General features: G+C 37.5%; 17 protein-coding genes. All 17 read left to right on the top strand.

The features are described 5' to 3' along the window. The first annotated feature begins 21 nt into the window (after positions 1-21). The 17 genes from QDN89_RS04830 to QDN89_RS04750 all read left to right on the top strand — a co-directional run bounded on the left by QDN89_RS04830 (position 22) and on the right by QDN89_RS04750 (position 15056). Positions 22-498 (top strand): chemotaxis protein CheW, encoded by a 477-nt coding sequence (locus QDN89_RS04830; protein WP_280768960.1) that lies wholly within the window; start codon positions 22-24, stop codon positions 496-498. Then, positions 498-1139: a chemotaxis protein CheC gene (locus QDN89_RS04825; RefSeq protein WP_280768959.1), complete on the top strand. Its 642-nt coding sequence runs from the start codon at positions 498-500 to the stop codon at positions 1137-1139. The genes QDN89_RS04830 and QDN89_RS04825 overlap by 1 nt, the downstream gene beginning before the upstream one ends. Continuing rightward, positions 1132-1620: a chemotaxis protein CheD gene (locus QDN89_RS04820; protein WP_280768958.1), complete on the top strand. Its 489-nt coding sequence runs from the start codon at positions 1132-1134 to the stop codon at positions 1618-1620. The genes QDN89_RS04825 and QDN89_RS04820 overlap by 8 nt, the downstream gene beginning before the upstream one ends. Beyond that, positions 1620-1937, top strand: a complete 318-nt coding sequence (locus QDN89_RS04815; protein WP_280768957.1) for a hypothetical protein — start codon at positions 1620-1622, stop codon at positions 1935-1937. Before QDN89_RS04820 ends, QDN89_RS04815 begins: the two co-directional genes overlap by 1 nt. A gap of 10 nt (positions 1938-1947) precedes the next feature. Next, positions 1948-2733: a FliA/WhiG family RNA polymerase sigma factor gene (locus QDN89_RS04810; protein WP_280768956.1), complete on the top strand. Its 786-nt coding sequence runs from the start codon at positions 1948-1950 to the stop codon at positions 2731-2733. Positions 2734-2974: 241 nt separating this feature from the next. After that, complete coding sequence (locus QDN89_RS04805) at positions 2975-4354, top strand: flagellar assembly protein A (protein WP_280768955.1); 1380 nt, start codon at positions 2975-2977, stop codon at positions 4352-4354. Between the two features lie 229 nt (positions 4355-4583). Continuing rightward, positions 4584-4907: a hypothetical protein gene (locus QDN89_RS04800; RefSeq protein WP_280768954.1), complete on the top strand. Its 324-nt coding sequence runs from the start codon at positions 4584-4586 to the stop codon at positions 4905-4907. Between the two features lie 12 nt (positions 4908-4919). Beyond that, positions 4920-5444 (top strand): DUF6115 domain-containing protein, encoded by a 525-nt coding sequence (locus tag QDN89_RS04795; protein WP_280768953.1) that lies wholly within the window; start codon positions 4920-4922, stop codon positions 5442-5444. A gap of 155 nt (positions 5445-5599) precedes the next feature. Beyond that, the gene (rpsB, locus tag QDN89_RS04790) at positions 5600-6298 is read left to right on the top strand and encodes a 30S ribosomal protein S2 (protein WP_280768952.1); all 699 of its coding nucleotides are present in this window, start codon (positions 5600-5602) and stop codon (positions 6296-6298) included. Between the two features lie 98 nt (positions 6299-6396). Then, positions 6397-7281 (top strand): translation elongation factor Ts, encoded by an 885-nt coding sequence (gene tsf, locus QDN89_RS04785; RefSeq protein ID WP_280768951.1) that lies wholly within the window; start codon positions 6397-6399, stop codon positions 7279-7281. A 104-nt stretch (positions 7282-7385) separates the two neighbouring features. Beyond that, positions 7386-8111, top strand: a complete 726-nt coding sequence (pyrH, locus tag QDN89_RS04780) for a UMP kinase (protein WP_280768950.1) — start codon at positions 7386-7388, stop codon at positions 8109-8111. Then, positions 8111-8668: a ribosome recycling factor gene (gene frr, locus QDN89_RS04775; RefSeq protein ID WP_280768949.1), complete on the top strand. Its 558-nt coding sequence runs from the start codon at positions 8111-8113 to the stop codon at positions 8666-8668. Before pyrH ends, frr begins: the two co-directional genes overlap by 1 nt. A 302-nt stretch (positions 8669-8970) precedes the next feature. After that, the gene (locus tag QDN89_RS04770; RefSeq protein WP_280768948.1) at positions 8971-9741 is read left to right on the top strand and encodes an undecaprenyl pyrophosphate synthase; all 771 of its coding nucleotides are present in this window, start codon (positions 8971-8973) and stop codon (positions 9739-9741) included. A gap of 15 nt (positions 9742-9756) precedes the next feature. Continuing rightward, a complete protein-coding gene (locus QDN89_RS04765) occupies positions 9757-10548 on the top strand; it encodes a phosphatidate cytidylyltransferase (RefSeq protein ID WP_280768947.1) in 792 nt (263 codons plus the stop codon). Between the two features lie 74 nt (positions 10549-10622). Beyond that, positions 10623-11771, top strand: a complete 1149-nt coding sequence (locus tag QDN89_RS04760; protein WP_280768946.1) for a 1-deoxy-D-xylulose-5-phosphate reductoisomerase — start codon at positions 10623-10625, stop codon at positions 11769-11771. A 129-nt stretch (positions 11772-11900) separates the two neighbouring features. After that, positions 11901-13160, top strand: coding sequence for an RIP metalloprotease RseP (rseP, locus tag QDN89_RS04755; protein WP_280768945.1), 1260 nt, complete (start codon positions 11901-11903; stop codon positions 13158-13160). A gap of 195 nt (positions 13161-13355) precedes the next feature. Further along, the gene (locus tag QDN89_RS04750) at positions 13356-15056 is read left to right on the top strand and encodes a proline--tRNA ligase (RefSeq protein ID WP_280768944.1); all 1701 of its coding nucleotides are present in this window, start codon (positions 13356-13358) and stop codon (positions 15054-15056) included. The last annotated feature ends 35 nt before the right edge of the window (positions 15057-15091 follow it).

Below are 15091 nucleotides of genomic sequence, written 5' to 3'. Positions count from 1 at the left end.
CTTAAAAAGGAGTGATTACGAATGAATGAAACGGTTTTGGACGATATGAAAGTCATTGTTTTTCAATTAAAAGATGAAGAGTACGGAGTGGAAGTAGAGCAAGTTCGCTCAATTGAACGAGTTCAGCATATCACGCGTGTCCCTAGCACGCCTGACTTTGTGGAAGGGGTTATTAACCTCCGTGGAGTTGTCACACCTATTATCGATCTACGCAAGCGTTTTAGTATCGACGGCCTCGAGCATTCAGAGTCAACAAGAGTGATTATTGTAACAGTAGGAGCCATGGATGTTGGATTAGTAGTTGATGCTGCTAATGATGTCATAGATATTCCTAGAGATGCGATTGAACCGCCACCGGTTGTTGTAGGTGGACTTGAGGCTGAGTATATTCGTGGAGTAGCAAAACTGGAGAAGCGTTTACTCATCTTGCTGAATTTGGATAAAGTATTAAATCCAGATGAATTGGATGAAATGCAAGAAATAGAAGGAAAACTGTGATGAAGGATTTAAGTGAAATCAAGTCTCAACATCTAGATATTCTTAAAGAAGTTGGGAATATCGGCGCAGGAAATGCGGCAACGGCATTATCGCAAATGCTTCATAAAGTCATTGATATGAAAGTGCCTGCAGTAAAGGTTGTTCCTTTCACTGAAATAAGCGATGCGGTTGGAGGCGAAGAAGCGGTAGTTGCTGCCGTTTTTCTTCGCATTGAAGGAGAGGCACCTGGAAATATGTTTTTCATGCTACCTGTTAATGAAGCCAATGATCTAATTAGGCAATTAATAGGAGATCCTTCCCTTCATTTACAGCAAGAGCCGATAGATGAGATGGGAGCATCCGCGCTATGTGAAGTGGGCAATATTTTAGCAGGATCTTATTTATCTTCTTTATCTGATTTTACGAAACTGAACTTACAACCAACCCCTCCAGCTGTTGCGGTCGATATGACAATGGCGTTATTATCTGCTGGTCTTGTAGAACTTTCTGAAGCAGGTGATTATGCGATCGTGATAGACACAGAAATTAATGAAAAGGACCAGGATAACACGATTCAATCAAAAGGTCATTTCTTTCTCCTTCCAGATCCTGATTCATTAGAAAAAATCTTTCGATCTTTAGGAGTTAATATGGATGAATAATTTAGTCAAGGTAGGAATGGCTGACCTTAATACGGCAACTCCACCGGAAACAATTCGAACGTCAGGTCTTGGTTCATGTGTAGGCGTAGTTATTTATGACGAAAAAGCGAAAATATCGGGTATGGCTCACATTATGCTTCCAGATTCTTCTTTTGCAAGATCAGGCATTCTAAACCGTGCAAAATATGCGGACACTGCTATCCAAGACCTAATTAAAAAAATGATAGTTTTAGGTGTTTCAAAGTATCGATTAAAAGCAAAAATTGCGGGTGGAGCACAAATGTTTAAGTTTTCTTCAAATTCTGAGGCAATGAGAATAGGTCCAAGAAATGTGGTAGCAGTGAAAGAAACATTACAAGGATTGAATATTTCTATTGTTTATGAGGATGTAGGAGGGAGCAGTGGAAGAACAATTGAATTTAACCCCGCCACTTCAATTTTGGAAATACGAACCGTAAACAAAGGTGTGGTTCAAGTATAATGGATAAAAGTAGACAAAAGTGGATGATGTTCTTTTCAACAACGGCATTTTTGATTGTATTCATCAGTTCATTATCCACAAATCAATGGGAAACGTCGTTATTTCGAGCAGTAGTTGCTTTGGTTATTGGTTTATTCATAGGAGTTTTATTTAATGAATTATGGAAGTGGATCAGGATGGATTTAAAAGTTTTACCATCAGATTCTGAACAATCGAAGGTAAAAGACGGTGAAAAGCTAAGGGATACAGATAGGAACTTAAGCGAAAAAGAAATCAATAAAACGAGCAACCACATCAAAGATTTGATGAACGAATAGGAGGATTCCTATGCCTAGAGTAAATGATACAAAATTACTCCAAGATAATTGGAAAAGATGGATAGAGGAGAGAGACTCATCTGCTGGAGATAGATTAGTAGAAGCATATTTACCTTTAGTAGATTATCACGTACAAAGGATTAGTGTGAATTTACCTCGCAGTGTTCAACAAGATGACTTGAGAAGTCATGGGTTGGTTGGACTATATGATGCACTTGAGAAATTCGATCATTCCCGAGATCTGAAGTTTGATACGTATGCCTCTTTTCGAATTCGAGGAGCGATTATTGACGGTTTAAGGCAAGAGGATTGGCTACCTCGATCTATTCGTGATAAGTCAAAAAAAATAGAACAGATGATCGAATCTTTGGAACAAAGACATGGACGGTTTGTTACGCCAAACGAAGTTGCTGAAGAATTAGGGATGAAAGAAGAAGATGTTGTTTATACGATGAACGAAAGTTTTTTATCAAATCTCTTATCAATTGATGAACCGACAAAAGATTCGCAAAAAAATGATACGTATTCATCAACGATCGTTGATCACAGAACATTGACACCCGATCAAAGCATCGATAAAAAATCACAATATGAAGAATTAGCTGAAGTCATTAAAACGTTAAACAAAAATGAACAATTAGTCATATCTTTGTTTTATTTTGAAGAATTTACATTAACGGAAATCGGAGAAGCTTTAGACTTGTCTACATCGAGGATATCGCAGATTCACTCAAAGACATTGTTCAAACTTCAGCAAAAATTAAAACATATTGATACTGCCTTTTTCAAAGGGTAGAGCGCATGAAATTATTTTTCGGACTATGACGGATGAAAATCGCTATGCAGAGGTGGCGATCTGATATCTGCTAAGTAGAGGAAGGCTCCAAAAGACTCCCGAGGAAGCTAGCGGATCGCCCCGCAGGAAAGCGAGTGGATGGCTACCGTAATTTTTAATTTTCAGGGTAGATAAAAAGGAATGAGCTATTCTTTAGTACTGAATTAAAAAGGTAATTTCATTTATGTGGAGGGGGGATTTTGTGGAAGATTTACATGACATTTTTGAAGTGAGTGTGACAAATGATCAACTTGAAGCAACATTAAAACAATATAAACCATTTTCTGAAGAGATAACATTCGAAGATTTAGTAGCTTTTGTGAAAGAATGTGGGCTTCAATATGGGATTAAGGAAGAAATTATAAAGAAAGTCATAACCAAAAAAACGGAACTTCCTGTCGTTATAGCCGAAGGGAAAAGACCGATTGCAGGGCAAGATGCATATATATGGTCCATTTTAGATCGGACGTTACATGAGGAAGAAATAGATGTTGATGACGGTGGAGAAGTAAATTTACGAAAAGTGATTGAAATTCCTTCCGTAGCAACAGGGACGGTTGTAGGGGAAAAAATTAATGCAACAGAGGAAGAACCTGGAATATCTGTTTATGGAGAACGAATTCCTGCAAAACCAGGTAGGGATATCAAATTAAGACCAGGAAAAAATACGCGTATTAGCAAAAATGGGCAAGAAATCATTTCTACGATTGATGGCCAAGTGTCAGTTGAAGCAAAAGTGATTCATGTATTTCCTGTATTCGAGGTAAATGGTGATCTTGACTTAAAAGTAGGAAATATTGATTTTATTGGAAACGTAAACATTCGTGGAAATGTACCGTCTGGATTTGAAGTAAAAGCAAAAGGTGACATACGAGTTCACGGTTCTGTTGAATCTGCAAGTTTGTATTCCGATGGTTCTATTTTTATACAACAAGGTGTTGTTGCACAAAATAGTGGGATGATTGAAGCAAAAGGACAAGTTAAGGTAGCTTTTCTAAATCAAGCCCGTGTAGCCGCGGGGGGGGATATTATTGTTTCAAAATCAATACTCCATAGCAATGTGGAGTCGGACGGTTATGTGTTTTGTAAGCAAGGAAGAGGGAATATTGTAGGTGGCACGATTTCTTCGGGAAAAGGAATCGAAGTAAATGAAGTAGGGAATCACATGAGCACAGCTACTACTCTCTTTTTAGGGATAAGTAAACGAATTGTACATTCAGAAAAAAAATATAAACAACAGTTGAATGAAGCGCAAGTAGATGTTCAAAAGTTAGCAGTATTATTGAAACGTTTAACAGAAAAGGAGAAACAATCGACTTTAACAGGGAAAGAAAAGATCATGAAATTGAGAATACATAAGTCTTTAGTCGAAACTAATGATAAATTAAACAATGCAAAAGAACAGTTACTAGAATTTCACGATATATTTGAAAATCAACAAACAGCTCAAATTCGTATCTATAAAACTATTTATCCAAATACAGATTTGCATTTCGGCAAATATAGAAGAAAAGTCATTTCTAAACATGAAAATGTTAAGTTTCTAATAGACCACAGTGAAATCAAATTTGAGCCATTATAACTTTAGGGCATTAGCAAACATTGTTAATATTGATGAAAAGCTAGAAGGAATGTATAAAAAGAAGTACTTCTTTTTATACATTCCTAGGAGTGCGGCTCTTTACCATTGCAGAGCGTCCTATTTTATTTAATACACTTTAGGGGTTTGATTCTTCGTTAATAAACGTTGTAAATAGGCGAACCATGTTATAATATGGGTGACTTTTTATTAATTTCCAGGAGGAATCGTGATGAGTGGACTTCGATCAATTGAAATGCAAGTTGCTTTACCACGTTCTCAAACAGCGGGAAAAATTCAAGAACAAATGCAACAACGTTCATTAGTGATGCAAGAACAAATGGCTCAATCTGAGGTAAGGGAGCGAGTGAGACAGAGAAATACGGTAACGGAATCAGATGCTGCTGAAAAAAATAAGTTGGATAAAGATCGTGAATCAAAAAGTCAGCAAGATGCTTCTGTAGAAGAAGGTCAAGAAGCACCGAATATAATATATGATGAAATAGAGTTAGTGAAGCACCCTTATAAAGGGATTCGTTTTGACGCGTCATGGTAAAAGGAGTACAACATGGTATATTTAATTATTATTAGTTTAGTGTTACATTTAGTCAGTTTTTTTGTCATTATCCTTCTTTATCAACGGATGGAAAATCAAAAACCACTTGATCAAGACAAAACGATTAGAGAAATAGAAGATCTACTCGTATCGTATACATCAGAAATGAAAGAAAATAATGAACGACTCGTCCGAAGAATGAAAAAGATGTCTCCTACAAACGTACCGCAACCGTCGAATGATAAAGAGCATGAAGACGTCTCGTTGCATGACCCAAAATCGATAAGTCCGAACAGGAATAGCTACTATTCCGATCTTGATTCAATAGAAAAAAATGAGTTTGGTACAGAGGAAGGTACGGATTACGATGACTATTCGCCGCCGACTCCAGATGAAAATAACAATATAAAGTTTGATTCATCTAACACAGCTAATGTGCTTTCCTTAAGCAAACAAGGTTATTCTCAAAAGGAAATAGCAAAAAGGTTACAAATGGGAGCCGGAGAGGTAGAACTTCTTTTGAAGTTTTATAAATAAATATTCGACATGACTTGTCATCGAGGGTAGATTATGGTATATTATTTCTCGGTGTTACTACACACGCTTGCAGATTTTAACAAAGGTGCTTACTAAAAGTCTTGTTAAAAGGTGACGCAAAGCGGAGGATCAAAAAACCAGAGGAGGTGAGTGGAATGGCAGTGATTTCCATGAAACAACTATTAGAAGCAGGGGTACATTTCGGACATCAAACACGTCGATGGAACCCTAAAATGGATCGCTACATTTTCACAGAAAGAAACGGTATTTACATTATTGACCTACAGAAGACGGTCAAGAAGGTTGATGAAGCATTTAACTTTGTTCGAGATTTAGCAGGGCAAGGTGGTACAATGTTATTTGTTGGTACAAAAAAGCAAGCTCAAGATTCTGTTAAAGAAGAAGCTGAGCGTTGTGGTATGTACTACATCAATCAACGTTGGTTAGGTGGAACATTAACAAACTTCGATACTATTCGTAAGCGTATTGCACGTTTAGTTCAAATCGAAAAAATGGAAGAAGATGGAACATTTGACGTTCTTCCTAAAAAAGAAGTTGGACTTCTTAACAAAGAATTAGACCGTCTTAAAAAATTCCTAGGTGGAATTAAAGACATGGACCGTCTACCAGATGCTTTATTTATTATCGATCCTCGTAAAGAGCGTATCGCAGTAGCTGAAGCACATAAATTGAATATCCCAATCGTTGGTATTGTGGATACGAACTGTGATCCTGATGAGATTGACTATGTCATCCCAGGTAACGATGATGCAATTCGTGCAGTTCGCTTATTGACAGCAAAAATGGCAGATGCCATCATTGAAGCTAATCAAGGCGAAGATGAAACTGCTTAAAATGTTCGTCCAAAAGGGTGATAGAGGGCTTGACCCTTTATCACCCTTTTTTTAAAAAACGTAAAGATTATTTGATCTAACTCAAGGAGGAATTACTTATGGCAATTTCAGCTAAGATGGTTAAAGAATTACGTGAAAAAACAGGTGCAGGTATGATGGACTGCAAAAAAGCATTAACTGAAACAGACGGAGACATGGATAACGCAATTGATTTTCTACGAGAAAAAGGGATTGCTAAAGCAGCTAAAAAAGCTGACCGTGTAGCTGCTGAAGGTCTAGCTCATATTGTAACAGAAGGAAATCAAGCAGCTATTGTTGAAATTAACTCAGAAACAGATTTTGTTTCCAAAAATGAAAATTTCATCAACATGGTTGATCAAATCGCAAAACATATTCTAAACCATAAACCTGCAACAGTAGAAGAAGCTCTTGAACAAACATTTGAAGGTAGTGATGATACGCTTCAAGGTTTCATTAATGCACAAATCGGAAAAATTGGAGAGAAAATCTCCCTTCGTCGCTTTGCTGTTTTAGAAAGCGGAGAAAATGAAGCATTTGGTGCTTATATTCACATGGGTGGTCGTATTGGAGTGTTATCAGTACTCACAGGTACAACAGATGAGCAACTAGCTAAAGATGTAGCAATGCATGCTGCTGCGCTTAATCCGAAGTATGTTCGCCGTGAAGAAGTGAATGAAGAAGAAGTTAATCGTGAGCGTGAAGTACTTAAGCAACAAGCAATGAATGAAGGAAAACCAGAGAAGATTGTTGATAAGATGGTTGAAGGTCGTCTTGGTAAATTCTTCGAAGAGGTTTGCTTAAATGAGCAAGCTTTCGTTAAAGATAGCGATCAAAAAGTTGGGAAATTTGTTGCTTCTAAAGGAGCAGAAATCAAAACTTTTTATCGTTATGAAGTTGGAGAAGGTATGGAAAAGAGAGAAGATAACTTTGCAGAAGAAGTTATGTCTCAAGTAAAAAAATAATGATTATTTTAGGAGGGGCACATAGTGTCCCTTTTTCCGAAAAGTTTTTTTGAAAACGGAGAGTAATCACCATGACGAATAGCAATTTGAAACTGGAGGGTATTATGGAGGAGCCAAAGTACAACCGTATTGTTTTGAAATTAAGTGGTGAAGCATTAGCGGGTGAGCAAGGGTTTGGAATTGATTCAGCCATGCTTCAGTCTATTGCAAATCAGATCAAAGAGATCATCGCTTTGGATGTAGAAGTAGCCATTATTGTTGGTGGCGGTAATATTTGGCGTGGAATTGCAGGTAGCGCGAAAGGGATGGATCGAGCAACAGCAGACTACATGGGAATGCTTGCAACTGTTATGAACTCACTTGCTTTACAAGATAGTTTAGAGAATGCAGGTGTACAAACAAGAGTTCAAACGTCGATCGAAATGAGACAAGTTGCAGAACCATACATACGAAGAAGAGCGATCCGTCATTTAGAAAAAAAGCGAGTCGTTATCTTTGCGGCGGGAACAGGTAACCCTTACTTCTCCACAGATACGACAGCAGCGCTAAGGGCAGCTGAAATCGAAGCTGATGTCATTTTAATGGCTAAAAACAAAGTGGATGGTGTTTATAATGCTGATCCATCTATCGATAAAACGGCAATTAAGTATGAAAGACTAACATATTTAGATTTACTAAAAGATGGACTAGGTGTGATGGATTCCACTGCATCATCTCTTTGTATGGATAATGATATTCCACTGATCGTCTTCTCCATCTCCGAGAATGGCAACATTAAAAAAGCTGTCCTAGGTGATGATATTGGAACAATTATAAGGGGGAAACAATAATGGCTAGTGATGTATTGAAGCAAGCAAAAGATAAGATGACTAAATCGATAGAATCTTACAAAAGAGAACTCGGTACACTAAGAGCAGGTCGAGCGAACCCGTCTATTTTAGACAAAATCCAAGTCGAATATTATGGCATGATGACTCCATTGAACCAACTATCTTCCATCACTGTTCCTGAAGGTAGAATGTTACTCATTCAACCATTTGATAAATCTTCCATTTCTGATATTGAAAAAGCGATTCAAAAGGCGGATCTTGGTCTAACCCCTACAAGTGATGGCAACATTATTCGTATTACGATTCCAGCCTTGACGGAAGAACGAAGAAATGAATTAGCCAAGTTAGTTGGACGATATGCTGAAGAGGCAAAAGTAGCAGTAAGAAATGTTCGCCGAGATGCAAATGATGAATTGAAAAAATCACAAAAAGACGGAGATATTACTGAAGATGAGCTTCGACGTGAGCAAGATGACGTCCAGAAACTTACGGATACGATGATCAAATCTATTGATGATATTGCTAAAACGAAAGAAGAAGAAATTCGCGAGATTTAAAGGAGCGAATGTTCCTGACAGTCATTCAATGCAATGATCATAATTAAAAGGCCTCTCTTTATTGGGGGGGCCTTTTATACTGTATATTTTTCATCATGTCGCTAATGCTTGATGTATCAAGCAATAAGGAGTATATAAATAGAAGTTTTAAAAAGGATTTTATGAAAAAAAGATTTCTATCTTATACCTTTGTTAGGTTCGTGATAGAATAAAGAGTAAACCTTTATACATAAAAACGTATGTAAGTAATAGAATCACTATTCAAAACATATTCAGTCATCTGAACATCCTGGGGGAAAATTATGCTTAATAAACTTATGGGTAGAAAAAAAAGTGAACAAGTTGATAAGGAAAAAAGTCTCGATTTTTCAAGCGAGAACATCCCCAAGCACATTGCAATCATCATGGATGGGAATGGTCGCTGGGCAAAAAAAAGAGGCTTGCCGAGAGTCGCAGGTCACCGTGAAGGGATGAATGTGATTCGAGAAATTGTAAGTACGTCAAATGAAATCGGTGTGGAAGTCCTCACCCTTTATGCATTTTCGACAGAAAACTGGAAACGACCAAAAACAGAAGTAGACTTTTTAATGCGACTACCTGAGCGCTTTTTAAATGTGGAATTGCCAAAACTTATTGAAGAAAATGTCGTCGTTAGAATTACAGGAGAGCGCGAAAATCTTCCTGAGTACACAAAACGAGCAGTAAACAAAGCGGTAGAGGCTACAAAAGAAAACAATGGACTTATTTTAAATTTCGCTTTGAATTATGGAAGTAGATCAGAGATTATAGATGGAATTAAGTCTTTATATAAAGAAATTGAAGCTGGAGAGATGGATATAAATGAAATTTCTGAATCTGTATTATCCGACCATTTAATGACAGCAAATCTAAATGATCCAGATCTACTTATACGAACGAGCGGTGAAATACGTTTAAGTAATTTTATGCTATGGCAACTGGCTTACTCAGAATTTTGGTTTACAGATGTACTTTGGCCAGATTTTTCTAGAGAGCATTTTATTGAAGCCGTTCGAGTTTATCAAAATAGGCAACGAAGGTATGGCGGCGTTTAGAGAGGAGTTAGGACTTTGAAGCAAAGAGTAATAACAGGAATTATTGCAGGAGCGGGGTTTATTACATTAATTGTACTAGGGAATATTCCATTTACCCTCCTTATGATAGCCTTAGCAACCATAGCGATGTGGGAATTGTTAAGAATGAAGCAAATATCAGCCTTCTCATTAAGTGGAGCTATGGGAATGCTTTTCATGTGGCTACTTCTCCTTCCAGAGAATTATATCTCATTTGAATGGATTCATTTAGAGAGGTTAGAGACTTTTCTGTTGTTAATTGTCGTTTTATTAGCATTGACGGTTATTACGAAAAATGCCTTTACATTCGATGATGCAGGATTTGTCATTTTAGCTTCTGTATACGTAGGGTTAGGTTTTCATTACTTTATGTACGCACGATTTTTGGACAATGGATTATCGTTAATTATCTTTATTCTTATTTTAGTATGGGCTACGGACTCTGGGGCTTATTTTGCAGGTAGACGATTTGGAAAACGCAAGTTATGGCCTGAAATAAGTCCTAAAAAAACAATTGAAGGTTCTTTAGGGGGTACGCTATTAGCCCTTATTATTGGAAGTGTGTATACCTTCTTTGTGCCTGTATTTGCATCTTGGGTAATGACAGTCCTATTCATGCTTGCTGTATCACTAACAGGACAGTTAGGCGACTTAGTAGAATCTGCTTTTAAACGACATTATGCAGTGAAAGATTCTGGACAAGTTTTACCGGGGCATGGTGGTATTTTAGATCGATTTGATAGTCTTATATTTGTGATGCCAATTATTTATTTACTCGGATTTTTGTAAGGGCATTTCTCAATAGCCTGTAATAATAAACGAGTTACTAGTAATAGTACCAATGATAGCGAGGAGTTAATAATATGAAAAAAATTAACCTTATTGGTTCCACTGGTTCCATAGGCGTTCAAACATTAGATGTGATTCGTTCTCACCGTGATCAATTTCAATTAGAAGGTTTAAGCTTTGGAAATAATGTCGATATTGGGATGAATCAAGTCGAAGAATTTCGTCCAAAGATCATTAGTTGTTCAACAAAAGAAGCAGCGGAAAAAGTTAAAAGCCAGCTCACATATTCCGCTATTGTATTAAATGGAAAAGAAGGAATTATTGAAGTTGCAACATATGGTGAATCAGAAATTCTTGTAAATGCTGTGATGGGAAGAATTGGACTTGAACCAACGTTAAAAGCGATAGAAGCGGGCAAAGATATTGCTATTGCAAATAAAGAAACGCTTGTCACAGCAGGGCATATCGTAACCGAATTGAGTCGTAAAAAAGGTGTTCGATTAATTCCAGTTGATAGTGAGCATTCTGCTATTTATCAGTGTTTACATGGAAATACTCAGTCAGAAGTCTCTAAATTAATTTTAACCGCCTCTGGTGGTAGTTTTCGTGATTATTCTCGTGAACAGTTAAAAGGTGTTAGTGTAGATGATGCATTGAAGCATCCAAACTGGCAAATGGGAGCTAAAATTACGATTGATTCAGCTACAATGATGAATAAAGGGTTAGAAGTCATTGAAGCAAAATGGTTGTTCCAGATGCCTTATGAAAAAATTGAGGTCATTCTTCATAAAGAAAGTATGATTCACTCTATGGTTGAATACATTGACGGTAGTGTACTTGCTCATTTAGGGACACCAGATATGAGAGTGCCAATTCAATATGCTCTTTCAGAACCGAACAGGCTTGATTTAAAGGGCGGAGACAGGTTAAAATTATGGGAAGTTGGCGCACTTCATTTTGAGAAAATGGATTATGACCGCTTTAAATGCCTTGATATGGCTTTCCAAGCAGGGAAACAAGGTGGGATTACGCCGACAGTATTAAATGCAGCGAATGAAGTAGCTGTAGCTCTTTTCTTAGCTCGGAAAATCTCATTTTTGGAAATTGAAGATGTTGTAGATAGGGCTTTGCAAGCACACTCCCCTATAACAGAACCGTCTTTAGAAGATATCATTTTTATTGATGAAGAGACCCGCCATCGTGTATTATCAAATATAAATTAGGCTTAGTTATGGAATTTTGTTGTGGTACGCCAAATCTTCATCTGATGAAATTTGGATCTCGCCCTGTCGGTTTAATTACTATCAACAACTGTTTTTAACAAAGCCATTAATAAAGGGTGTGGGAAAAGAATGAATACGCTAATAGCGGTTATAGTTATTTTTGGTTTACTTGTTTTTATTCATGAGTGGGGACATTTAGTATTTGCGAAACGCGCAGGCATTTTGTGCCGTGAGTTTGCGATAGGTTTTGGACCTAAAATTTTCTCTTTTAAACGCAATGAAACGGTCTATACAATTCGTTTACTTCCGCTGGGTGGATTTGTACGAATGGCCGGAGAAGATCCGGAAATGGTTCAAATAAAACCAGGATATGAAATTGGTCTCCTTTTCAATGATGCAGGAAAAGTAAGTCGAATGATTATCAATAACAAGTCTAAACATCAAAATATTAAAATTATCCAAGTAGAAAAAATTGATTTAGAACATGACTTGTTTGTTAAAGGGTATGTAGATGATCAAGAAGAACTTGTGCGGTATGAAATAGATGACGAAGCAGAGTACGTGTATGATGAACTAGCAACGCAAATCGCACCCTATAATCGTCAATTTGGGTCAAAAACGGTTGGACAGAGGGCGTTGGCTATTTTCGCTGGTCCATTAATGAACTTTGTTTTAGCTGTTGTCGTATTGATGGCTTATGGAATGATCGCCGGAATGCCAACAGATGAGCCTGTAGTTGGTGATGTCACAGACGATGGCGTTGCTATTGAAGCGGGTCTTGAAAGTGGTGACAGAATCATCTCCATAGACGGAGAACAAGTGGATTCTTGGCTAGAGATGACATCGATCATTCAAAGTCACCCAAGCGAAACTCTAGATTTCGAAGTGGAGCGTGATGGGGAACAATTTGATGTTGCCATGACAACCCAAGAAAGAATGGGCCCTGAAGAAGAAGAACAAGGCGTCATTGGTGTAACAGCACCAATGGAGAAAAGTGTTAGTGGGGCAATTATGTTTGGATTCACGCAAACATATGAATATACGGTGCTCATTATTGAAGCTCTAGGTATGTTGATCACTGGACAGTTTAGTTTAGATCATCTCGCCGGTCCGGTTGGCATTTATAACTACACAGGAGAAGTGGCAGCAATGGGAATTCTAGTGTTATTCCAATGGGCTGCTATCTTAAGTGTAAACCTAGGTATCATTAACCTTCTTCCACTTCCAGCATTAGATGGAGGACGGTTGATATTTATTGGATTAGAAGCCATTCGGGGAAAACCAATTGATCCGCAAAAAGAAGGGATAGTGCACTTTGTAGGATTTGCTTTATTAATGTTATTAATGCTCGTTGTGACATGGAACGATATTAATAAATTTTTCTTATAATTTTAGTTTTATGTAAAAGTAGGGAATGAGACTTCAACGGTGAAAATAGCACGTCCTAGTAATTGAAATAGGACGTGCATTGGCTTGCCGATTCCTTTCCTCCGTGGTAAAGGAGGGCAAATAGCTGGAACTCTCTCTGCTATGTGTGTGTTTATTTTCAAGGTAGAAAATATGGAAAGTAGAGGTGGCTTTAGATTGAGACAAAATACTTATTTAGCACCAACGTTACGAGATATTCCTAGTGATGCAGATGTGAAAAGTCATCAATTAATGTTAAGAGCAGGCTTAATTCGCCAAAGTACGTCTGGCGTTTATTCTTTCCTACCTCTTGGATTGAAAGTGTTGCAAAAAGTCGAGAACATTATCCGTGATGAAATGAATCGATCCGGAGCACAAGAGATGCTCATGCCGTCGATTCAACCAGCAGAACTATGGCAAGAATCAGGACGTTGGGATGCTTACGGACCAGAATTAATGCGTTTTAAAGATCGTCACCAACGAGAGTTTGCTCTTGGACCAACTCATGAAGAAGTGATCACAACGATTGTAAGAGACGATATTAGATCTTATAAAAAACTACCGATGACGCTTTATCAAATTCAAACAAAATTTCGTGACGAAAGAAGACCTCGTTTTGGTGTTCTTCGCGGACGAGAATTTTTGATGAAAGATGCTTATTCGTTTGATCAAGATTTTGAAGGACTTGATGAAAGTTACCAAAAAATGTTTGATGCTTACACGAAAGTTTTCACACGTTGTGACTTGAATTTCAGAGCAGTTGAAGCTGATTCAGGAGCAATGGGAGGAAAAGATACTCATGAATTCATGGTTCTTTCAAATGTTGGAGAAGATACGATAGCATACTCAGATAAGTCAGATTTTGCAGCTAACATTGAAATTGCTCCAGTGAACGTTACATATGAAACATCGGATGAAGAACAAGCAGAGTTAGAAACGATCGATACACCGGGAGCAAAAACAATTGAAGAAGTTTCAACTTTTCTTTCTGTTGCACCTTCTGATTGTATTAAATCTATGCTATTTATTGTAGACGAAAAACCAGTTCTCGCTTTGGTTCGTGGAGATCATGAAGTGAATGACGTTAAAATTAAACATCATTTTGATGCTGAAATTGTTGAATTAGCTAGTGAAGAAGAAACAAAACAAACGCTTCAAAGTGAAGCTGGATTTTTAGGACCAATTGGAGTAAATAAAGAAGTCACTGTTGTCGCCGATCATGCAGTAAAAGTGATGGTCAATGCCGTTTGTGGCGCAAATGAAAAAGATAAACATATGAAAAATGTGAATCCTGATCGAGATTTTACCGTTTCTACTTATGGAGATTTGAGAAATATTCAAATAGGAGATCCATCCCCTGATGGGCAAGGAATGATTCAGTTTAAAGAAGGCATTGAAGTAGGGCATGTATTCAAACTTGGTACCAAATATAGTGAAGCATTAGGTGCTACATTCTTAAATGATCAAGGAAAAGCAAAACCGATGGTTATGGGGTCTTACGGTATTGGTGTATCTAGAACCGTTGCGGCAATTATTGAAGAACATCATGACGATGACGGTATCGTTTGGCCATTAAGTGTGACACCATTCCACGTTCATCTTATTCCAGTGAATATAAAGCAAGACGACCAACGGGAATTGGCTGAAGCATTGTATGACTCCTTAAATGATAAAAGATACGATGTGTTGTTCGATGATCGAGCGGAACGACCAGGCGTGAAATTTAAAGATGCTGATTTATACGGTTTACCTTTACGAGTAACAGTCGGTAAAAAGGCAAGTGAAGGCATTGTAGAAGTAAAAGTAAGGAAAACAGGAGAACTGTTTGAAGTGCATAAAGATGATCTTCAACAAACAATTGAGAAATATGTAGGTTAATATTGGTGGTACCCTTTTCACGTTAGGTGCGGGGG

Source organism: Salipaludibacillus daqingensis (assembly GCF_029891575.1).
GTDB lineage: Bacteria > Bacillota > Bacilli > Bacillales > Salisediminibacteriaceae > Salipaludibacillus > Salipaludibacillus daqingensis.
Note: the sequence above shows the minus strand (reverse complement) of the source record. Positions and strands in the feature narration are given on the sequence as shown.